22 protein-coding genes are annotated in these 20,549 nt (G+C 43.6%); 9 read left to right on the top strand and 13 right to left on the bottom strand.

What is annotated here, in order from left to right; translation table 11 throughout:
• Nucleotides 1-72 precede the first annotated feature (72 nt).
• Nucleotides 73-390 (top strand): DUF3155 domain-containing protein, encoded by a 318-nt coding sequence (locus F6K46_RS10880; RefSeq protein WP_070392821.1) that lies wholly within the window; start codon nucleotides 73-75, stop codon nucleotides 388-390.
• 134 nt (nucleotides 391-524) lie between these two features.
• Here F6K46_RS10880 and F6K46_RS10875 read toward each other — a convergent pair whose 3' ends face one another.
• On the bottom strand, nucleotides 525-1,073 hold the full coding sequence (locus F6K46_RS10875; protein ID WP_075899385.1) for a cofactor assembly of complex C subunit B: 549 nt from the start codon (nucleotides 1,071-1,073) through the stop codon (nucleotides 525-527).
• A 250-nt stretch (nucleotides 1,074-1,323) separates the two neighbouring features.
• Complete coding sequence (locus F6K46_RS10870; protein ID WP_070396653.1) at nucleotides 1,324-1,725, bottom strand: PadR family transcriptional regulator; 402 nt, start codon at nucleotides 1,723-1,725, stop codon at nucleotides 1,324-1,326.
• Between the two features lie 882 nt (nucleotides 1,726-2,607).
• Here F6K46_RS10870 and F6K46_RS10865 point away from each other — a divergent pair.
• Nucleotides 2,608-3,177 (top strand): DUF3611 family protein, encoded by a 570-nt coding sequence (locus F6K46_RS10865; RefSeq protein WP_075899387.1) that lies wholly within the window; start codon nucleotides 2,608-2,610, stop codon nucleotides 3,175-3,177.
• A 96-nt stretch (nucleotides 3,178-3,273) separates the two neighbouring features.
• Here F6K46_RS10865 and F6K46_RS10860 read toward each other — a convergent pair whose 3' ends face one another.
• Complete coding sequence (locus F6K46_RS10860) at nucleotides 3,274-3,405, bottom strand: hypothetical protein (protein WP_269086998.1); 132 nt, start codon at nucleotides 3,403-3,405, stop codon at nucleotides 3,274-3,276.
• A gap of 17 nt (nucleotides 3,406-3,422) precedes the next feature.
• Between F6K46_RS10860 and serS the strand changes: the two genes are divergently transcribed.
• The 5 genes from serS to rpsN all read left to right on the top strand — a co-directional run bounded on the left by serS (nucleotide 3,423) and on the right by rpsN (nucleotide 7,573).
• A complete protein-coding gene (gene serS, locus F6K46_RS10855; RefSeq protein ID WP_293056041.1) occupies nucleotides 3,423-4,706 on the top strand; it encodes a serine--tRNA ligase in 1,284 nt (427 codons plus the stop codon).
• Nucleotides 4,707-5,011: 305 nt separating this feature from the next.
• Nucleotides 5,012-6,103 (top strand): RIP metalloprotease RseP, encoded by a 1,092-nt coding sequence (gene rseP / locus F6K46_RS10850; protein WP_293056038.1) that lies wholly within the window; start codon nucleotides 5,012-5,014, stop codon nucleotides 6,101-6,103.
• Between the two features lie 255 nt (nucleotides 6,104-6,358).
• Nucleotides 6,359-6,448 carry a PT domain-containing protein gene (locus F6K46_RS40100; RefSeq protein ID WP_364416060.1) on the top strand — a complete coding sequence of 30 codons (90 nt, stop codon included), beginning with the start codon at nucleotides 6,359-6,361 and terminating at the stop codon, nucleotides 6,446-6,448.
• Nucleotides 6,432-7,175: an endonuclease III gene (gene nth / locus F6K46_RS10845; protein ID WP_293056368.1), complete on the top strand. Its 744-nt coding sequence runs from the start codon at nucleotides 6,432-6,434 to the stop codon at nucleotides 7,173-7,175. Before F6K46_RS40100 ends, nth begins: the two co-directional genes overlap by 17 nt.
• Nucleotides 7,176-7,270: 95 nt before the next feature.
• Complete coding sequence (gene rpsN, locus F6K46_RS10840) at nucleotides 7,271-7,573, top strand: 30S ribosomal protein S14 (RefSeq protein WP_070392828.1); 303 nt, start codon at nucleotides 7,271-7,273, stop codon at nucleotides 7,571-7,573.
• A gap of 241 nt (nucleotides 7,574-7,814) precedes the next feature.
• On the opposite strand, the gene F6K46_RS10835 is transcribed toward rpsN, so the two are convergent.
• The 9 genes from F6K46_RS10835 to pgl form a co-directional block, all read right to left on the bottom strand.
• Nucleotides 7,815-8,150: a hypothetical protein gene (locus F6K46_RS10835; protein WP_070392829.1), complete on the bottom strand. Its 336-nt coding sequence runs from the start codon at nucleotides 8,148-8,150 to the stop codon at nucleotides 7,815-7,817.
• A 365-nt stretch (nucleotides 8,151-8,515) separates the two neighbouring features.
• Nucleotides 8,516-10,216, bottom strand: a complete 1,701-nt coding sequence (locus F6K46_RS10830) for a cyclic nucleotide-binding domain-containing protein (RefSeq protein ID WP_081431168.1) — start codon at nucleotides 10,214-10,216, stop codon at nucleotides 8,516-8,518.
• Nucleotides 10,217-10,334: 118 nt separating this feature from the next.
• On the bottom strand, nucleotides 10,335-10,463 hold the full coding sequence (locus F6K46_RS10825) for a hypothetical protein (protein WP_293056030.1): 129 nt from the start codon (nucleotides 10,461-10,463) through the stop codon (nucleotides 10,335-10,337).
• 152 nt (nucleotides 10,464-10,615) lie between these two features.
• Nucleotides 10,616-11,239 carry a Crp/Fnr family transcriptional regulator gene (locus F6K46_RS10820; RefSeq protein ID WP_075899395.1) on the bottom strand — a complete coding sequence of 208 codons (624 nt, stop codon included), beginning with the start codon at nucleotides 11,237-11,239 and terminating at the stop codon, nucleotides 10,616-10,618.
• A 142-nt stretch (nucleotides 11,240-11,381) separates the two neighbouring features.
• A complete protein-coding gene (locus F6K46_RS10815; RefSeq protein WP_081431477.1) occupies nucleotides 11,382-11,933 on the bottom strand; it encodes a sterol desaturase family protein in 552 nt (183 codons plus the stop codon).
• 841 nt (nucleotides 11,934-12,774) lie between these two features.
• Nucleotides 12,775-13,077, bottom strand: coding sequence for a hypothetical protein (locus F6K46_RS10810; protein WP_293056023.1), 303 nt, complete (start codon nucleotides 13,075-13,077; stop codon nucleotides 12,775-12,777).
• Between the two features lie 288 nt (nucleotides 13,078-13,365).
• Nucleotides 13,366-13,842, bottom strand: a complete 477-nt coding sequence (locus F6K46_RS10805; protein ID WP_229415294.1) for an FHA domain-containing protein — start codon at nucleotides 13,840-13,842, stop codon at nucleotides 13,366-13,368.
• Between the two features lie 405 nt (nucleotides 13,843-14,247).
• Nucleotides 14,248-15,135, bottom strand: a complete 888-nt coding sequence (locus F6K46_RS10800; protein WP_075899401.1) for an FHA domain-containing protein — start codon at nucleotides 15,133-15,135, stop codon at nucleotides 14,248-14,250.
• A gap of 591 nt (nucleotides 15,136-15,726) precedes the next feature.
• A complete protein-coding gene (pgl, locus tag F6K46_RS10795) occupies nucleotides 15,727-16,449 on the bottom strand; it encodes a 6-phosphogluconolactonase (protein WP_293056017.1) in 723 nt (240 codons plus the stop codon).
• A 459-nt stretch (nucleotides 16,450-16,908) separates the two neighbouring features.
• Between pgl and F6K46_RS10790 the strand changes: the two genes are divergently transcribed.
• Nucleotides 16,909-17,727 (top strand): HpsJ family protein, encoded by an 819-nt coding sequence (locus F6K46_RS10790; protein ID WP_293056014.1) that lies wholly within the window; start codon nucleotides 16,909-16,911, stop codon nucleotides 17,725-17,727.
• A gap of 52 nt (nucleotides 17,728-17,779) precedes the next feature.
• The gene (locus F6K46_RS10785) at nucleotides 17,780-18,679 is read left to right on the top strand and encodes a glycosyltransferase family 2 protein (RefSeq protein ID WP_075906056.1); all 900 of its coding nucleotides are present in this window, start codon (nucleotides 17,780-17,782) and stop codon (nucleotides 18,677-18,679) included.
• Nucleotides 18,680-19,684: 1,005 nt separating this feature from the next.
• Here the strand turns inward: F6K46_RS10785 and F6K46_RS10780 are convergent.
• Nucleotides 19,685-19,873 carry a hypothetical protein gene (locus F6K46_RS10780; protein ID WP_293056009.1) on the bottom strand — a complete coding sequence of 63 codons (189 nt, stop codon included), beginning with the start codon at nucleotides 19,871-19,873 and terminating at the stop codon, nucleotides 19,685-19,687.
• Between the last annotated feature and the right edge of the window lie 676 nt (nucleotides 19,874-20,549).

Here is a 20,549-nt window from a genome sequence, read left to right as displayed (position 1 = left end):
AAGAGTCGATAGAATTTCGACGGCTTTTGTAACTATCTTTACAATTGCCAGCAAAAAGAGGAGGTAAAAAGGTTGGCAAGAAGACGTAAGCGTAAGAGTCGCCGCCGCCAAGAAGGGCGCAAGATACTTGAGCATGTACCTCAGTACAATCTAGAAAGTGGCGAGTATAAACCGGTTACAGCAGCACGCGCATACATTCGGTCACAAGGGATAGTTCCACCTGCCCTACTACTGGTCAAACGTAACGAGCATACCACAGACCGTTATTTCTGGGCAGAAAAAGGGCTCTTCGGTGCCCAATATGTGGAAGAGAATCATTTTCTGTTTCCCAGTTTGCGATTAATCAACTCTCCCTTAAAAAAGGTAGGGGTTGTCGCTCGTAGCCGCTGAAACCTTACTGGTAATATTTATTGAAAGTGCTTTTACTTAGCCCTCCTCAAACTCAAAGGCTTGAGGAGGGCTAAGTATCTTGGTAAAATTACCTATTATGGTTATAGTGTGGGAAGATGTCAAACCCTGCTTGCTTACGACAAGGGTTTTAGTTTGACAGACTGTTGAAGTTGTATTAGTTCATCGCGATGGCCAGTGACTATAACCAAACATTGCTCCGCAGCGGCTTGATCCCCAGGGGCTTGGGTAGACGCTGATTCTAATTTTAGAGATACCTGTTCGAGTCGCTCAGCTTTTTTCCAATAAAAAACCCCTGCAGCGGGAGCTAGTGCCACTAGCCCCAAAAACACCTTAGTCAAAGTCGGAAACAAAATAGATAGCACTAGGGATAAGCAGAGTATACCACAGGCAGCTAGGACGGTTAAAAAGATAGCCATAAACCAACTCGGTCGGACTATCCCCTGGAACGTGACTTGATTAGTGGCAGCATCCACCGCCACCACCTGGTAGGCTCTTTGATAAAAATATTGCTTCAACTGGTTTAGAAGCGATTCTTCTGTTTCTGGGGAAGCTAACTTGACTTGTTGTATTCGGTCTTTCACAGAGGCTCGAATAAAGAAAAACAAACCTACTGCTAATAAAAGAGTTAGCCAAAGTGTAGAAGCAAGAATAGTGGTATTCACTGAATATTAACTATAAAAATACACATCCTTTGCTACTACTTTACAAGTTATTAGACACGCTTTGGTCAGGTCACGCTACTCCGTACCCACTAGCTAGAGGCTGTAAGATACTGGTATGGGTAGATGGCTAGCAGCTAGCACGCCCTGAATTCACCTGAATTCAGATCTGGGCAAGACAATGCATCACCTGACTTCTGTTATGCCACCAGGGTTTTCACGGGAAAGCACCCTGGAAAAAATTGCTACTTCCCTACCTAACTGACTCAACAACAGACTGGTGGCAGGGAGTCCTTGACTGAATTTTCCCCACTGTTTCCTCAGCCATATAGTCATGCCAAAAACTGGCAAGTTCTATAGCTTTCTCCTGCCACTCTGGGCAGATTTGATACATCCTGCGTGGGCGTCCTCTTCCTTCTACTTTTTGCCAGTAGGCTGAAATTGCCTGTTTTTCTTCAAGAAACTTCAGTGCACTGTAGAGGACAGTATCTGAAAGTCGATAGGTGGGGTATTCTTGTTCTAGTTGTTGGATCAGTTGTGTTCCATAAGATTCTCCTTGCAACAACACCGATAGAACATAGCATACGGCTAATTCTTTATTGAGATAGTTGGGTGGAGGATCTTGGAAAAAGCTATAGATATCTTCGAATTTCATCTGCATATGTAGTTGGAATTCCCAGTTCTTCTAGATGGGATTAGAGGGTTTTCTGGCAAATACTGATGGTTGGAGGCACCCTGGGAAATTCACGCGCGTTTTGCAGTGAGTTTTATTTAAACGATTAACCTGGGTAGGTACATCGCTATCACACTTTATAACTTAAAAATCTCTGGCGTAGGGTTTAAATACCTCCCTAATTTGATGAAAGTTTAATGAATTTTCGACTTAACACACCTAAAACGTAAAGATCAACTTTAATAATTGCTCGAAACCCTGATCCTAAACTTCCGACTATCAAGGGGAACATCGGGAAAGAAGACAACGGAGACCAGTAACACCAATTTCATTGATGCGAGCTAGAGAGGATGATCTCGGATGGAAGGATGGGAGGATGGAGGGATTAATATCTAAGCTAATATCCATTTCAATTTCAGATCTTGCCACTTGTGCAAAAGCGAGTCTACCATCTACCCATCCCCAATCTACCCATCCCCCGATAAACCGCCATTCACAATTTAAATCCGTTAAAGCTTAATAATTTTTGTGGGGGTTGGTGTAAGTGGGGATTGGTATAAGTGGGGGTTAGTGTAACACAAAAGTGAACTATTAATGTCGATCATCTCACATACAACCCATTCAGGCAGGTTTTGTAGAAAATTAACGGTTCCCGCAAGAAGTCTCTCAGCCATTTATCTGCGATTTAGCTAGGGATGAATTGCGAGTGTGATCAATCCTTGTCACAATAAAGTTGGTTGCTGACCCCCCCCGACCGACGACAAGGGTGTTTAGCTTCCAGCCCAAGATTAGCCCTACGTCTTTTCGCGTTGCGGAGCGCGTGGTAGGCGGTTCAAAAGTGATTACTCAAGGGACACAGCCCCCATGCGAGAAATATCTGACACTTCCATCCCACCAGCTCGTCAAAAAATTGCCCTAACGCTGCGCAGATTCGGTTGGATTTCCTTCTGGACTCAGTTAATCTTAGGGGTGATTTCTACGCTGATTTTAGTGTTTGCAGGCTTTACCCTTGCCAGCCCTCAACCTGACAATCCAGGGGGTCAAGGAATCGGCTTCGGTCTTTTTTTCGTAGTTTGTGGACTAGTGGCTTTAGGTATAGGCATTTATTTTGCCTACCGTTACACTGGAATCGCTAGTCGGCTGCTAGCTGCCAATGGGTCAGACATACCAAGCAAAGCTCAAACCCTTCAAACGATTAGGCTGGGCTTGATTGTGAGTTTAGTAGGAATGTTATTGACCATCATTGGCTCATTTGCAGTCATAGGCAGCCTTGTAGCCCTAGCTCTAGCTGAGCAACAAAATCCAGTTGGGTTGGCTTGTAATGATGTTCCACCGATAGACCTGTTTGTTGTGCAGGCAAACATCAACACTATTTTTGCTAATTTTGTTGGCATAGCCATTTCCCTGTGGCTATTTAATCGAGTCAGTCGCTAGCCAACATACCTCACACCAGCTCACCAGCTCACCAGCTCACCAGCTCACCAGCTCACCAGCCGACTCCCTACTCCCTACTCCCTACTCCCTACTCCCCTACTCCCGACTCCCGACTCCCGACTCCCGACTCCCAGGAGAAGTTAATTGCCGTTGGCAAGAAAACTGTGGCACATTGGTGAAGTTAGATCCATGTTGCTCAGATGAGTACTGATCATGCGATCGCGCCATTTTAGAAGAGAAAATCTGTGCTTGACCTAAAGCAAATTCGGGAAAATCCACAAAAGGTTCAAGAACTACTCGACCGACGTAGTGTCAATCAATATGACCTACAACCTATTCTGGAACTGAATCAGCGTCAGCGGGAGCTAGAAACATCCCGCACCCAGTTGCAGGCTCGTAGTAATGAAATTGGTAAGCTGATTGGTCAAAAAATCAAATCGGGTAGTCCTCCACAAAGCCCAGAAATTCAGTCGCTCAAGGAAGAGGGTAACCAAATCAAAACTAAGTTGAGCGAACTGGAACCCGAAGAAAAAGACCTAAAAGACCAGCTGAACACCCTCTTGCTATCCCTGCCCAACTTGCCCTGGGAATCCACACCGATTGGCAAAAGTGAAGCCGAAAATGTGGAAGTCCATCGCTGGGGTGATGAGTACATTCCCAAGGATTTCCAGATTCTCCCCCATTGGGAAATTGGCGAAAAACTCGGCATTCTTAACTTTGAGCGAGGGGTGAAAATCGCTCAGAGTCGATTTGTGACATTGATCGGGGCTGGTGCTGCTTTGGAACGAGCACTGATTAACTTAATGCTTGACCAGCAAATTGCTGCTGGCTATACCGAAGTGATGCCACCGGTACTGATCAACAGTGAATCCCTAACCGCTACCGGTCAGTTGCCCAAGTTTGCCGAGGACAGCTTCAAGTGCTCTGATGATGATTTGTGGTTAGCACCCACAGCAGAAGTCCCATTAGTCAATCTCTACCGAGACGAAATCCTCGAAGCATCCCAACTTCCCATTAATCTCTGTGCCTTCACCCCCTGCTTTCGCCGGGAAGCGGGTAGCTATGGACGAGATACCCGGGGTCTAATTCGACTACACCAGTTTAATAAAGTTGAACTAGTGAAAATTGTTGAGCCTAGTACCTCCTCCGAAGAGCATCAGAAGCTGCTTAAGAATGCTGAGGCGATCTTGGAAACCTTGAAATTACCCTACCGGACTGTAGAACTTTGTACAGGGGATATAGGTTTCTCAGCCGCTACAACCTATGACCTAGAAGTTTGGCTGCCTTCGCAAAGGACATATCGGGAAATTTCCAGTTGCTCTAATTGCTTTGATTTCCAGGCACGGCGGGGTAGGATTCGTTTCAAAGAGTCCGGGAAAAAAGGCACTAACTTTGTTCATACTCTCAATGGCTCAGGATTGGCAGTGGGGCGTACTATGTCAGCCATTCTGGAAAATTATCAGCAACCCGATGGAACGGTTAAGATACCAGAGGCTCTACAGCCTTATATGGGGCGAGATCTGTTGTAATACCATTAGCTTAAATTCTAGGTATTAGCTGTGAGATATTAGCTGTGAGATATTAGCTGTGAGATATTAGCTGTGAGATATTAGGTGTTAGGTATAAAAGGCACAGTTGACTGTTAGGTATAAAAGGCACAGTTGACAGTCTCTGTGCTTGACTTGGGGCGCTTCATACCCTTGCCAGAACCTGCTTAGCCTAGATCCTAGATCCTAGAACCATTAGCCTAGAACCATTAGCCTAGAACCTAATTGCAATGCCTATACAATAGAAAAATGAAGTTAACATTACATTAAATAAATTCTTCACTTATATGTCAATTTTGGCGGCGATTGCAGTTTTGGCAGTCTTGATTCTTGTTCACGAGCTTGGTCATTTTATGGCAGCTCGTCTGCAAGGAATCTATGCCAATCGCTTTTCTCTTGGCTTTGGTCCAATTCTATGGAAATATCAGGGTCCAGAAACTGAGTATGCAGTGCGAGCGATTCCCTTAGGGGGGTTTGTGGGTTTTCCTGATGATGACCCCGATAGCGATATTCCCCCCAATGACCCCAATTTGCTCCGCAACCGACCGATTCTAGACCGGGCAATTGTGATCAGTGCTGGTGTCATTGCTAACTTAGTCTTTGCTTACTTCCTGCTTGTGGCTCAGGTAGGAATGGTTGGCATCTCCCAATTCAACTACCAACCGGGTGTGGTAGTGCCTAAACTTGCCCCAGAAAGCAGTTTAGTGGCTACAGAAGCAGGTATCAAACCAAGAGACATAATTCTCGCCGTAGATGGTCAGGAGTTGGAAGCAAACCGGGAAGGGATTACTTTCCTGATGAAAGCGATTCAAAATCATCCCAACCAGCCCCTGGAAATGCGGATTCAGCGTCAAAAACAAACGCTACTGTTAAAGGTGATTCCGGAACCAGGGATAGATGGGAAAGGAAAAATTGGTGTACAACTCTCTCCCAATGGAGAAGAAGTGCGTCAACGTGCTGGTAGTTTGCTGGAGGTATTCAGTCGTGGTGCCGAAGAATATCAACGCATTACAGTCTTAACCCTGGAAGGCTTTGGTCAGCTACTGAGTAATTTTGGCGAAACGGCGGAACAAGTGTCTGGTCCAGTGGCAATTGTGGCGATTGGAGCCGATATTGCTCGTTCCAACGCTGTCAATCTTTTACAGTTTGCAGCTCTGATTAGTATCAATCTAGCGATTATTAATATCTTGCCCCTACCAGCCCTTGATGGTGGTCAGCTGGCTTTCTTACTGATTGAAGGACTTCGAGGTAAGCCCTTGCCCATGGAAGTACAGCAGAATATTATGCAAACTGGGCTAGTGCTGCTTCTGGGTTTAGGTGTCTTCTTGATTATTCGGGATACAGCTAACCTGGGTTGGGTACAAAACTTATTCCAGTAACCCGTGTTTGGTTGTTAGAGATTACAGGTTACAGGTTATAGGTTCCAGGTTATAGGTTCCAGGTTATAGGTTCCAGGTTATAGGTTACAGGTTATAGGTTCCAGGTTATAGGTTGCAGGTTATAGGTTCCAGGTTACAGGTTGTAGGTTATAGGTTCCAGGTTATAGGTTCAAAGATTTCTTGACCTAGGGAAGGTTTATCCTGTGGGTTTTACTGGTATAGCTTTAGAAGAGATTTACCCGAGATCTTCTCAACATTGAACCTTCCAACCTTCCAACCTTCCAACCTTCCAACCTTCCAACCTTCCAACCTTCCAACCTTCCAACCCATGAGTATTACCCGTAAATCGTCTGCCAAGCAGCAGCGATGCAGCGCGGTCTTGGGGGTTTCCCCCACTCGCTATTGCATCAAGAAACGATCCCTAGAAATTCTAATTCGCCTGAAGCAACTCTATCCGGACGCCACCTGTACACTGAATTACGAAACGCCAGTACAGTTACTGGTGGCAACCATTCTTTCAGCTCAATGCACCGATGAACGTGTGAATCAGGTCACACCAGGGTTGTTTGGCCAGTTTCCTGATGCTGTTGCGATCGCTAGTGCTGATATAGAAGTCTTGGAAATTTTAGTGCGCTCTACTGGCTTTTATCGTAATAAGGCGAAAAATATTCAAGGTGCCTGCCGCATGATTGTTAAGGAATACGGTGGTCAGGTACCGAAACAAATGGACAAACTCCTCAAGTTGCCTGGAGTGGCTCGTAAAACCGCCAATGTAGTACTTGCCCATGCCTATGGTATTAACCAGGGAGTAACTGTAGACACTCACGTCAAGCGCCTGAGTCAGCGTCTAGGATTGACAGAACACACCGATCCCATCAGGATTGAGCGAGATTTAATGGGGCTTTTGCCCCAAGAGGATTGGGAAAACTGGTCGATTCGGCTGATTTATCATGGTAGGGCAATTTGTAAAGCCCGAAAACCTGATTGTGATGCTTGTGTTTTGGCGGACTTATGTACCAGTGCCGATCTGGCTGAGGCAACGACTACTACAAACGACTACTACAACAGATAGCTGGAAAACTAACGCTACTGTACCAGCCTCTGATTAAGTTCATCGGATAAGATAAAAAGACAGTGTCTTGTTTTTAGATAGAATTTCAAGAATTAATGGCTAAAAAATCAATGATTGAGCGCGAAAAAAAGCGCAAAAAAATGGTAGAAAAGTACGCAGCTAAGCGGGAGGCGCTCAAGGAAGAGTTTCAAAATGCTGCGACTCAACGAGAAAAGTTAGAGATTCACCGGAAAATACAACAGCTCCCCCGCAACAGCGCCCCCTGCCGTGTGCGGAACCGTTGTTGGGTTACAGGGCGTCCTCGAGGTTACTACCGAGACTTTGGACTATCTCGCCATGTCTTGCGGGAATGGGCACACCAAGGTCTATTGCCAGGTGTGGTTAAATCAAGCTGGTAGGTTAACTGGTTGCAGGTTAACTGGTTGCAGGTTACAGGTTGCAGGTTAACTGGTTGCAGGTTAACTGGTTGAAGGTTTTAGGTTGTCTGACATACCCGAGTCTACCCTTAGGGTTTTCCTACTTAAGAGGAGCATAGCCACTCTGCCTTGAGCTTCAACGGGCTCTTGCATGACGCTCTGGGAACTTTCAACCTTAAAACCTTGGCCAATAGGCCACGCGTGCGCGTTCAACCTGAAACCTTTACTGCCCACAACAGCGGTCAATGCCAAGACTTTGTAAGAGTAGGTCACTGACAGCGTTAGCGATCGCAAATTCCCCGTAAAAACTTTCTCGAAAGTCAAACGACTGCATTTCTGTAACAATAGCAATCACAAGTGAACCCAAATCATTTTCTCCTTCCATCCGTTGACGGACGAAAATCTGGGCGGCGCGTTGTGCAATCGTTTGATTAATTGCTTCTGGGAGAAACTCTTGATCTAGCCATTGCGCAAGAGTTTCTCGTAACCATTCACCTTCCTGCTGAGGATTTGCAGCCGGTGGCAGAGTAATAGCTGGAATTGGTTTCGGTTTAGCCATAAATAAGGTTTGGTGACGGCTAAGCTAAATAGTTTTCTGTTGACATTTCATTCCATGATACTGTCAAGTCGCTATCGGCGTTCGCCTTTGGCGTGGCCTACGGCCAAGCCGACGCTGCTTAACGCGCTCCAATTCAAAATTAAAAATTATTAATTCAAAATGACAATCAGTGGGGGCTTGTACCCGCCACTGATTGAATAAGCCCAGAATAAAATTCAGTGGGGGCTTGTACCCAGAATTAATTAATTCAAAATTTATTCTTTTCTTTATTTTGAAGTTTGAATTTTGAATTTTGAATTACCACTAGGGGTCAATACTCTACACTCAACACTTAACACTCAACAAACTGATCCTGCTACTTGCTATTAAAGAGCAAATAGCCTCTTGACTCGCTTGCGAACCCAAACTAGAAGATTTCTGTCATCTTCTGCTGCATCCAACAACCCCATTTTCCGCATCTGTTTTTGTCGCTCAGCTAATTCTTCCTGATGCTTGCCTAATTCCTGGACAATGATCTCAGATAGATCTGGATACTCCTGCAATAGTTGTTTAAAACCTTTATTGTTAATTACAAATAATAGTGACTCTTCTAATGCTCTAACTGATGCTGTTCTTGGTACGCCTAACATTAACGAAAGTTCGCCAAAAAATTGACCTGCCTGAAGATTATTGAGAGTTTTGTTAATCCTCTCTACAAAGACTTCGACAGAACCAGCTAGGATAATATAAAAAGCATCTCCAGGGTCGCCTTCATGAAATAACATCTCTGAGGGACGTAAGCGCTTTCGGTATCCAATTTCAATTAATTGCCTTAGTTCTAATTCAGTAAAATTTTTAAAATAATCGACCTGCCGCAGTAAGTCACGTAAAGCTAAAGGTCTAGGTGTTTTAACTTTGAAGGACTGCTGAGTTGATTGTTCAATAGTTTCTTCAATAGTTTCAAGATTTTGGCGGTTAATCTCTCTCCCCATCAGGGCTTCAGGGTTGCGCAGCCAAAAATCCCTTTGAGGGAAAGGAATTGAGATTCCCTGCTGACGTAAATTATATTCAATAATAAAATTCAAAGAACTTCTTATCAAAGGTTCTTGATCAATTCGATTGACCCATACCCGAAGTTCAAAGTTTAAAGCACTATCACCAAACCCTTTAAAAAGAACTCTTGGTGTCGGATCAGATAAGACAGATGGTTCTAAATAAGCAGATTTTAACAGGACTTCTGTCACTAATACTGGATCACTATCGTAAGCGACTCCTACAGGTATGTGTATACGGGCTTTATAGCTGTCAAAAGTCCAGTTAAGCATTCGTTTTTCTACCAAATGAGAGTTAGGAACTACTACATCTCCCCCCTCCCTTGTGCGGATGATTGTAGACCGCATCGAGACTTCTTTAACATATCCGGATAACCCATCAAATTCAATAAAATCACCAACTCGTATTGTTCGTTCTAATAGTAATGTCACACCACTGATAAAGTTTTTAGTTATATCCTGTAGTCCAAAACCAATTCCAACCCCTAAGCCACCAGCAATGACCGCTAATGACCCCAATTCAAAGTTATTATTCAGAACAATTACAATGCCTAATATCCCAAATGCGTAACTTATGATTGTAGCGATGACTGCTTGATTAGCTTCATCAATCCCCATTTGGGGAAGTAGCTGTTGTTTGAGAAAGTTTTTTAGGGTACTAGCCAGAAAAATTACTATCATTAAAGATAGTACTAGTTTTATTAGAGATTTAATAGATACTTCAGTACTACCTACTTTAAAAATGGTTAAATTAATTAGGTTTAAACCACCTATATCTATATAATAGATAATATATACCAGTACAAGGAAAGTTATATAACTAATTAACTTAGAAATAAACTCTCTTTTATTTGGATCATTAACTAGCTTATTAAGGAGTTTATAATTCAGGATTTTTTTGAAATCTTGAATTATAAATTTAGTAATTAGAAATAAAAAGATTAATTGAAGTATAGTGAGAAGAGAGACAGGCATCTCTCCCAGTTTGAAGAGGGGTTCTTTTAAGAATTTTGGAACTAATTGATCAAGAGGCATAAATAACTGCTTTTCAGCTATGAATCTATATTTATACCACTTAATCTTAGTATTATTTTAGGATTCAGATCTCAGAGTTGCTATTTACCACTTTTCCATCTGGCAACTCCTAGACCAGTTAAATTCCTTGCAAGACCAAGGATGAAGCGCTTTGAGCAACACAACTATTGTCTTGATGCAGTCGCTCATGGGGGAAACCCCCAAGACCGCTTAGGTGCGCTTTCCGTTGGCGAATTAAATTCGCCACGGGTCGCACCTCTGCATCGCTTTTTTTTTAGTCAGGCACAAGTAACAAACCTGACAACAAACCTGACAACAAAGCCTAAAAAGCCCTTGCCACACTTACGCAACCACTAATCAGTAAGCAAATCAGTACTCAGTAATAGCTTCAAGTTAGCTTCAGAGATTATTACATACTATACCATGTTTGACAATGATGTGACGGTCTCTGTCAAATGTAATCATACCACGGTTATGGAGTTCTCCTAGAGTTTTAGTCACTGTGACCCGAGAGGTGCCGATGGCATTGGCTAAATTCTGATGGGTCATGCGCACACTCAAGCGAGTTCCCTCAGCAACTGGCTCCCCCATTTCCTGTTTCAACAAGAATAATAACTGCTGCAAGCGGTCTTCAACTCGGCGCAGTCCAGCGATCGCTAAAAGTGCTTCTGTCTGTTGTATCCTGTGACCTAGTTGATTGAATAGGGTGTGAGATAGATGAGGGGACGCTTCCAATTCAATCATCGAAAACCATTGAAGATGCACTTCGGATAAAGCTTGAGCCTGATAGGTGTCTAGAGCAGCCAACCCAATCCGGAAAGAGGTATCCGGCAATGCCCAACCTAGTAGCACTTCCTCTCCATCAAGGTTAATTTTACTCAGTTGAACAATACCTTGACAGACTTGCCAGATCCCAGGTGCAACCAAAGGAATGATTTCCCCCTTTGAATACCAACGCAGCCGCTGTCGCTGTTTTTGTCCGTCTTGGGATATTCCGTGAAAGGCCTTTTGGGTTAGAGGCATTGTTTATAAGTTCTGTAGCTTCTAAAGCTCTATTAAACGCTCTTGATAATGGGTAGGCAAAATAGTTTTGGTTTACCGTTGACTGTTTACCGTCCAGGGTTGACTTTAACATTTACTTAGTAAACAGTCAACAGCCAGCATCCTAACTTGATTTCTGCCTACTTAGCTTATATTTCTTCTTAACTGACATCAAAAACCTATACCAGGCTTGTGCTGGTTGGTCGTAAAATGTGAAGATATCCCCATAAGCAACTGTGGCATCCTGATGGTGAAGCCAATGCTTTTCTGGAGTAGTAATGCACAAGAAGTTGCAAAGGCGCTCTAGGGTCTGGGGAGTTTTCCACTCCATCACAGAAACATGCCTCCAGATCACATGAAACTCACCCAACACCAGTCCCAAGATAGTTCCTAGAGGAGAAATTTGCCAGAACCAAGGCACAAACATCAAGTAAGGAAAGGCACCTGCGAAACCATCAAGGATTACCAGGGGGTTCTTAGTTAATACAGCATAGTGAATAAAGCTACGATTATTACTATGGTGTACTATGGCATGGAATTTACCAAAAATGTGCTCAGGGACATGGTACACAAAAGTAGACAGAAAATCCCCAAGTAGTAGCTGCACTAAAGCAACCAATAATATCTTAATGATGAACACATCTAACTCCTCTTCGTATGCGCTAATCTTAGTCAACAAACGTTAAGGTTTGTCAAAGAAGAGGTTAAACTTAAATTTATTATTTATTGAAGGTATGCTACTCTAGCATTTCTAAATCATTCTTGTACAAGAATCGTTATCTTATCTAATAGTTTCAATTAAGCCAATGTTTTCAACTTATGACTTATGACTTCTAGTTTTTAAACTTCATCTAAGTTGTACAACTACTGAACGACGCGCTACGCTATATAATTTGAATTGCTGAATTAATTGATCTCCTTTTCCGGTTAATCATTAATTGTAAATTTTACCTTCACAATTAACGAACTTCAATTATCATTAATCAAACCAACCGGATATAAATCTGTCTATATATGAGCTATAATTGACCATTTTTGAAGTCAAAATGCATAAGGCAAAATGCAAAATTCAAACAGGTATAGCCTTCTAATTTTGAATTGTTGACACCGGATACAAGCCCCTGAATTCATTTATGGAAAAAGACTATTGGCGTTGCATCAAAGTTTCAAGCCCCCGAATTTATTCGTGGGGTATTTTTTAATTTTTAATTTATAATTTTGAATTGGAGCGCGTTAAGCAGCGTCGGCTTGGCCGTAGGCCACTGACGCAGTAACGTTACTTTTAGTCCCGTGGCCAGCTTAAAATGGTCTAATAGAGAGTAATAGGAAAAAGGTTAAATGCTAAGAAGAGGATAATAATAATGCATCAAATTAAGCTGGCTAAGCCAGTAGGAAGCGACGCCGTGGGTTCCTACTAAATAAGCGCGTTTAGAGCCTAGTTTTGGGTAAGTTCTATTTTAATGACGAATTACCAATTATCAATTACCATAAAAGTTCAATCTTCCATAGCCAGAATCCTAAGTTAATTTCTCCCTACTTAGCTTATATTTCTTCTTAACTGACATCAAAAACCTATACCAGGCTTGTGCTGGTTGGTCGTAAAATGTGAAGATCTCCCCATAAGCAATTGTTGCATCCTGATGATGAAGCCAATGCTTTTCTGGAGTAGTAATGCACAATAAGTTGCAAAGGCGCTCTAGGATATGGGGAGTTTTCCAATCCATCACAAAAACATGCCTCCAAATAAGATGAAGCTCACCCAAGACTAATCCCAAGATAGTTCCTAGAGGAGAAATCTGCCAGAACCAAGGCACAAACATCAAATAAGGAAAGGTACCTGCGTGCGCGATCAAGCATTACCAGGGGGTTCTTAGTTAATAAAGCATAGTGAATGAAGCTACGATTTTTACTATGGTGTACTATGGCATGGAATTTGCCAAAAACGTGCTCAGGGACATGGTAAACAAAAGTAGACAGGAAATCCCACAGTAGTAGCTGCAGTAAACCAACTAATAATATCTTAATGATGAACACATCTAACTCTTCTTCGTATGCGCTGATCTTAGTCAACTTACCAATTAGTAATTAGCATCAATTACCATAAAAGTTCAATCTTCCATTTCAGTTGACTCAGTTTGATCGGATTGGGTGCTTTCGGCATTTATCAACGTATTATTGAATGAATTGATGTTCCGCTTTCGTTCAGAGGTACGCTTATCCAAAATTGTCTTCAGCCTTGCTGAAGGCATTTCTCCATTAACATGAATCTGAATTTTCGGACCCGAACTAGCTAGACGAATAATCATCCCATCGATAACCGGCATTTGGGTAATCCGCTTGCCATCCATGTAGGTGCCATTGGCACCTAAACTGATAATTTCCCAACCATTAGGATTTCGCCGTAGTTCTACATGGTGACGGGAAACTACAGCGCTATAGAGAATAACATTATTATCGGTTGACCGGCCAATCCGAATCACTGATTCTGTTTCAAAGGGCCAACTTTGAACAGGCACAGACTGGAGAGGATGCAGTAGGGTTAGGGTAATCGCCGGTGTCACATCTTTCAAGGATTTTGTCCTCACGGCCTGATACTGTTAACTATCCCCCACCGACACGACGTGGGATTTCCTTGCTTATACAGCCAAAACGGCTGCCAGAGTTAGTCATATCTGCTTAGATTTACAAGGACTGACATGCACCCCAATTAAGGCACACCTATATTAATATAGAATTTAATGTAAACACTATGACTATAGACGACCTTAGTAGAAGGGGCAATCTAGGAGAGTGCCACCATGGTGAATTGTTAATCTAAGGCTATCACTTAAAAGGAAGGTCTGCAATTGACTATAAGCCCTCTCTTGAAACATCCTTTAGTAAACCGCCCCGATAGTAAACTGCCCTGACCTAGCTAGCTCTTTAGGTCAGGGCTTTGTCCGAGATCAATTTTGCACAACCAGCTGTCACACCTACCTAGCACCGGAAACTCAAGAACTTTGGAACAAAAATGTCACTTTATCACCTTTCCCCAAGCTAATGCGATCGCCTGTTCTTAGTCGATGCCGATTGCCTGGTGCTAGAGACGTGTGGTTGACATAAGTGCCATTGGAGCTGCCTACATCTTCAATATAGTAGGTATCCCCCTCAACTCTGATATCGGCGTGAATGCGAGAGACAATGTCTGAGTCAGGAAAACCAGAGACATCAATATCCGGGGGAATTTTATCATTGGGCTTACCCATATGAATCACTGATATATGCTGCGGTAACTCAATTGTTGTATTGGTTTGCATATGCAACAGTTGAGCTGAGATTACCTGCAACTGAGTTTGGGCACTACCTCTATCCGGTACAGAGGGGGGTGACGGGTTCTCTAAGTCAGCTTCTGGTATTGACGGTGAGGTTACGTTTTGGCTAGATTCTTCTTGAGAAACCCCTAAATTCCCAACAGTAGGCAGCGGCAATGGCAGGGTTTCTAAGTCAAGATTCTGCGGTTGAAATGCTTCTGAGTTGAGGGCTGGATTAACGACCGTAGCTGGCATAGCGGTGGTAGATTCAGCATCATCAGAACTGATAGGATTGGATGCTGGATCGGGGACTTGAGTATTCATAGCCATCGGTATAGGTTCAACAAGTGGTTCTGGGGATACCAAGTCGGGTATCTCTGGGGTAGAGTTTGACCCTGATTTCTCCCCTTTTTCCATATTGGCACCCACATTCAAGTGAAATCCACACTGACCACAGAAGCTTGCGTCAGTCTGAACTGTTGCACCACAGTTAGGACAGCTGGTAGTGGAAGGTAAGGGAGTGTAGCAGGCTTCACATTGGGTAGCCCCTTCCGGATTTTGGTGATTGCAGTTAGGGCAAACAATCATAGAACTTTAATTTATTATTTTTAACAGCTATTATCTAGTTTCAGATAATGTGACGATCATACACTTCCCGATCGGGCAAGTGTAGGCTTAATGCACCTCTTAAGGCTACCAGAACTTCTTTAGCCTTTGGAGACGCTGCGCGAACGAGGTACTATTAGTTATAGAACTATCAATAACTGGATTTCCTCATGGCGCGTTTTCTTGCCAGGAAAACGTACTGCCCCACTTTTAATAGACTTGATTGAAGTTACTGTTTGGTTATTTTTGCTGCTATCTAATCCAGCAACCTTCTCGCTGATTAGACTACAGTAGACTTGGGCTATTTTCGGTTAAAATTGGAATTAATTCCTGTCCCGCATCCAACCACCGCTCCCCTATCTGAGGAGACCTGGGATTGGTGCGGGTTTTAGCTAGAGTGGGAGCATCGAAGGCAAAAGGCTACCAAGCAAAAGGCTACCAGGCAAGTCACCCTAATGAATTATCAAAATCCATAAAAATATAACATATATCCCCTAAAACTAGAATAGTTTCTCAGTAACCGGATACAATTGTTTCGCACTTCATCGTTCACACTTGACACTTCCGCCCTTGTCAATGTTTCAAATCTTGACCTGCTGATTCATCTAGAAGCCACCAAAGTTCTCCTTGGGGCTGGATCAACCGAGCTGGATAAGTTTGTGGATCAGCTTCGGGGGCAAATATTTGAGCTAAGGCTGCTCTTTTTCCAGCACCAGCAACCAGAAACATAACGCAGTTGGCATGGTTAATCAAGCTCGACGTAAAGGTGATTCGTGGTTGGCCATCTTTGTTGCCAACTGTAACCAGTCGGTCTTTTACTTGCAGAGCCTCTGTATGGGGGAATAGGGAGGCAGTATGGCCATCATCACCAATGCCTAACAAAATTACATCAAAGCCAGGAAACTCTCCTACTGGTATGCCAAAAAACTCATACAGTTGAGCTTGATGTTTATCCGCATCAGCAGCGGGGCTAGAGCCGTCGGTGGGCATCGGGTGAATGTTAGCCTCTGGTATATCGACTTTGTCTAACCAGGCCAGACGAGCCATCCTTTGATTACTATCCGGGTGGTCGGGACTTACATAGCGTTCATCACCCCAAAACACATGAATGTTATTCCAGGCAAGGTCAAAGGTAGCGATCGCTTCGTATAAAGGCGCTGGGGTGCTACCGCCAGCAAGGGCAATGGTACAGCGACCGTTAGCCTCGATTGCTCCTTCGATTTTACTGAGGACAACATCAACAGCTCGCCTAATCAAAGCTTCTTTATCCGGTACAACTTCAACCACTTTGTTCATAAAACCTTTCTGCCGAGGAACACTACATCCACAAGACTACCGTTAATCAGCGATTGTGCGTACGCTTTACCTGATTAAGGCAGAATACCAGAAATTATCCTAACACCTTGATTAATGGTTAATGGTTAATGGTTAATGGTTAATGGTTAATGGTTAATGGTTAATGGTTAATGGTTAATGGTTAATGGTTAATGGCCTGCGGCTCGTAACGCTCACCTAAAAGGTAGAGCGCAGGACTTCCCATCTAGAACGTAACACCAGCAACGGATGTTGGAGTTAGGATTCTCGATTGCCATAGGTTAATATGGGCAAAGCGCCATGGTTGGCTCTCGTGCTCTTCTATTTTTCAACTTTACTGAGTACCCCAAAAACTAGTAAGCCAGTAAGTTTAGGAAGGATTACTCAGTAAATTCCCCAAGTCGATGATTAAGTTAATCTAATAATCGCGCTTCATAGCCCATGAATACTAATTCTGTTTATTCGTCGTTTACTGCTCTGACTCTTAAAGTTGTCGGGCTGATAATGATCGTTTCCTCCCTTTTGGATTACATCATTTTGGCAATTCCCACACAGGGAGCTAGCCTGTTAAAGCCAGAGTGGCAGTTGAACTTTGCTACCCAAGTTGTTGACCGAGGTATTATCCCTATGGTCGGCATTGGGTTTTTATTTGCTGGATATTGGATTGCTCAAAGTGCTGCTACCGCTACTACAGAGCCAAAATCTTCGGTTCAAGATCTCCGATTTTGGGTGCTGTGTCTGTCTAGTTTTCTAGGGTTGGTCTTTCTGCTAATGGTACCCCTGCATCTCAATAACCTTCGTTTGCAAAGTTCCCAGGCTCTAGAACAAATTAACCAAAGAGCTAAGAGCGCCGAAGTTCAACTGGAAAACCGCACTCAGCAAGTCACTGAACTTCTCAAAAGTCCTCAAGGTATAGCCCAGGTAGAAAAGAGACTCGCCGATTTAGACGCAGCCATTAAAAGTGGTAGGATTCCAGCACAGCAGCTTGAGCAAGCCAAAGCTCAGGCTAACAGAGTTAGACAACAATTGCAGGCAATTAAGGAAAACCCTGATGTCCTCAATCAAGAAGTAGAGCAGAATATTAACCAAATCCGTAGTCAGAAACTTCAACTAGAGAAACGAGCCACCACAGAAGCTTTCAAACTGGGCATTAAAACGGGTTTGAGTAGCTTACTCCTAGCAATTGGCTATATTGCCATTGGCTGGACAGGATTGCGAGGGTTGGGAAGTACACCAGTAACCCGTCGTGGGCAAGCTTAGTAGGGTCGAGACTTTTAACCCTGACCAGATTTTTGATAATGATCCGCTTGACATGTTCTCTATCTATATCCTGACCTACAACGAAGACCTAGATATTGCTGCTTGTATCGAGTCAGCCCTACTCTCAGACGATGTGATTATCGTAGATTCAATCAGTAGCGATCGCACTGTAGAAATTGCTAATCAGTATCCGGTGCGAGTTGTGCAGCACGCCTTTGAAAGTCACGGACGCCAGCGCACCTGGATGCTAAAGGAAGTGCCCACCAAGTACGAATGGGTCTATATCCTTGAAGCTGATGAACGCATGACCCCTGAGTTATTTTCCGAATGCCAGGGAGCAATACAACGACAGGAGCATGTGGCTTATTACGTTGCAGAGCGGGTCATGTTCATGAATCGCTGGATTCGCTACTCTACTCAGTATCCCCGTTACCAACTACGGCTGTTTCGTAAGGAAAAGGTTTGGTTTGATGATTATGGTCATACGGAACGGGAAGTATGTGATGGACCGACTGGTTTCATAAAAGAAACATATCCTCACTACACCAACAGTAAGGGATTTACCCGCTGGATTGATAAACACAATCGCTACTCTACCGACGAAGCCCTCGAAACTTTGCGCCAGTTGGAGCAAGGAACTGTTGAGTGGCGAGACCTATTTTTTGGGCGTTCGGAAGTAGAAAGACGCCGTGCCCTGAAAAATTTGTCCTTACGCTTGCCCTGGCGACCTGTATTGCGTTTTCTATACATGTACTTCCTACTCGGAGGCTTCTTGGATGGTCAAGCCGGGTTTACCTGGTGTACCTTACAAGCATTTTATGAGTATCTGATATTGCTCAAAGTTTGGGAACTTAAGCATCCCATTCCGCCTCCGAGTAGCCATGTCATGCCCTCAACTTCCCCAGTCTCAAAAGACTCTGATGCTACCCAGGTCACTTCATCATCATCCTAGTAGTATTTCGGTCAGATTACGGTAGAATCAAATAGATTACTATACCATTGGCTAACTAACTGAAGTGGCTAACTAACCGATAAATCAAACATTTCATAGTAAAACTGGGTAGCAGGAAACCCCGCATCTAATGACCAGGGAGGACTTCGACCTAGCAGCAATAACCAGCTTTTGGCGCGAATCTAGGTTAAAATACAGAAGACGCAACAACCATTAAAGGAAAGGTGAAACTCCTAGTAGAGGGAAGTTTTGGTCAAAAGGTAGCTACCAGAATTTCTTACCAAAAGATTTGGGTAATCGCGCCCCTAGAGACGCGCGCCTTAGAGAGTGGAGCCTTTAAGGTGGGTCGGTCTCGCGCAAAAAGGTTAAAACTTGATAATTAAGGCGACCCTCTCTTACGGTAACTTTAAATCCTTCGTTGGCCTTTGGCCACGCTACGCGAACGACGGCTTTTCCGTCGGATGTGATAGAATAAAAGCATAAGCAATAAACAAGCATGTCAGATAGGTACTATCTAATCATAAGTAGACAACGTAAAAAATATGTATGAGATACGTATTGCGTAATTTGGTCTGACGACTACAACGTCTATGAAAAACTTAGATAAAAAAGTATAAAGGTGCGCTTGACCTATTAAGAATTAAATTCGCCACGGGTCGCACCTCTGTCTATTCATATAAAAAAGGTACGGTGGGGTTAGAAGTTACCGTAACAAGAGGGTCGCCTTTATAGTTAGTCGGCGCTTGTGTAAAAAGTTTTAACCTTTCTTGATGCAGTCGCTCATGGGGGAAACCCCCTTTGGCCGACTGCATCGCTTTTGATTAAGGCGACCCTGTCTTCATGCAAAGCGCGAGTGGGGGAAACCACGGCAAAGCGCGAGTGGGGGGAACCCCCTTTGGCGGCGCTGCCTTCCCAAGACCGCGCTGCATCGCTCTGATAAGGCGCGCGTTTCCGGCACACCGAAACCTAGATCTATGATCAATCACGCTTGGGGAGATTTGTCCTCTACTTTTTCTGACTCCGGTTTGAAAGAGCCACGACGAGTCGTAGAGCCAAGACTCCCCGCTCCTTACTGGCAGTGCCAGAGGCTACGCGAACAGGACGGGGAGTGTCAATCCAATCGGTGCCTCTACAAGCAAAAGCCGTTGTTGTGAGGGAATCAAGAACTTCGGGGAAGCCGACGCTACCAAACACAAAATTCTACTCAATGGCATTTTGCCGGACATGGTAGAGGCAATTAGCACCGCCTTGATGACTACCTTGAGGACTACCGAGAAATTGGTAGTTGCCCACGAGTAATACTATCCATCAGTATGTCCTCTAAGCAATCCCCGCGTCTAATCACCGCAGAGTGTCAATTACGATTCTCTATCTTTGTTAATCTATCTCTGGTAATATGTAATATCTGGTAATATGTAAAGAATAATACCAATTGATCTGGTCAAAGGGAAAAAGCTGGTCTGATCTTAGTTCATGCCAGTAATAACTCTATAGCTAGTGCTCGATAAAATATAGTCATGGGTATAACGCGCCAAAGGCCATCATCTTGTCCAGCATTAACTAGCGCTAGACTTAGGAAGTGGTCTTTTAGATTGAGGCAAACGGGCTACCGTTTTGTGGCAGTATCTAGAAACTAGATTTGGAGTATCTAAATCCAGCTCCCAACTATAGAATGAAAAGGGAAAACAGGTGTAATTCCACTGTTAAAACTTCCCTTTACAAGGAGAATGTTAGCCATGGGTCGCAATTCCCAAGGTTGACTATTGGTATCAGTTAATGGGTGCAGCGTAGGTTATTCCTATGATATAGCTTCCCATGGGGTAAAGCAACCACACTTTCCTACCACTCCACCTCCTTTAAAATTAGTGTC

Origin of the sequence: Moorena sp. SIO3E8, assembly GCF_010692445.1 — a bacterium.
GTDB lineage: Bacteria > Cyanobacteriota > Cyanobacteriia > Cyanobacteriales > Coleofasciculaceae > Moorena > Moorena bouillonii.
Note: the sequence above shows the minus strand (reverse complement) of the source record. Positions and strands in the feature narration are given on the sequence as shown.

Coding starts and splice junctions, on each gene's coding strand:
- F6K46_RS10870 (WP_070396653.1), bottom strand. CDS start 1,725: ATGAAATTCGAAGATATCTATAGCTTTTTCCAAGATCCTCCACCCAAC.
- F6K46_RS10865 (WP_075899387.1), top strand. CDS start 2,608: ATGCGAGAAATATCTGACACTTCCATCCCACCAGCTCGTCAAAAAATT.
- F6K46_RS10860 (WP_269086998.1), bottom strand. CDS start 3,405: ATGGCGCGATCGCATGATCAGTACTCATCTGAGCAACATGGATCTAAC.
- rseP (WP_293056038.1), top strand. CDS start 5,012: ATGTCAATTTTGGCGGCGATTGCAGTTTTGGCAGTCTTGATTCTTGTT.
- nth (WP_293056368.1), top strand. CDS start 6,432: ATGAGTATTACCCGTAAATCGTCTGCCAAGCAGCAGCGATGCAGCGCG.
- rpsN (WP_070392828.1), top strand. CDS start 7,271: ATGGCTAAAAAATCAATGATTGAGCGCGAAAAAAAGCGCAAAAAAATG.
- F6K46_RS10835 (WP_070392829.1), bottom strand. CDS start 8,150: ATGGCTAAACCGAAACCAATTCCAGCTATTACTCTGCCACCGGCTGCA.
- F6K46_RS10830 (WP_081431168.1), bottom strand. CDS start 10,216: ATGCCTCTTGATCAATTAGTTCCAAAATTCTTAAAAGAACCCCTCTTC.
- F6K46_RS10820 (WP_075899395.1), bottom strand. CDS start 11,239: ATGCCTCTAACCCAAAAGGCCTTTCACGGAATATCCCAAGACGGACAA.
- F6K46_RS10810 (WP_293056023.1), bottom strand. CDS start 13,077: ATGTTTGTGCCTTGGTTCTGGCAGATTTCTCCTCTAGGAACTATCTTG.
- F6K46_RS10800 (WP_075899401.1), bottom strand. CDS start 15,135: ATGATTGTTTGCCCTAACTGCAATCACCAAAATCCGGAAGGGGCTACC.
- pgl (WP_293056017.1), bottom strand. CDS start 16,449: ATGAACAAAGTGGTTGAAGTTGTACCGGATAAAGAAGCTTTGATTAGG.
- F6K46_RS10790 (WP_293056014.1), top strand. CDS start 16,909: ATGAATACTAATTCTGTTTATTCGTCGTTTACTGCTCTGACTCTTAAA.
- F6K46_RS10785 (WP_075906056.1), top strand. CDS start 17,780: ATGTTCTCTATCTATATCCTGACCTACAACGAAGACCTAGATATTGCT.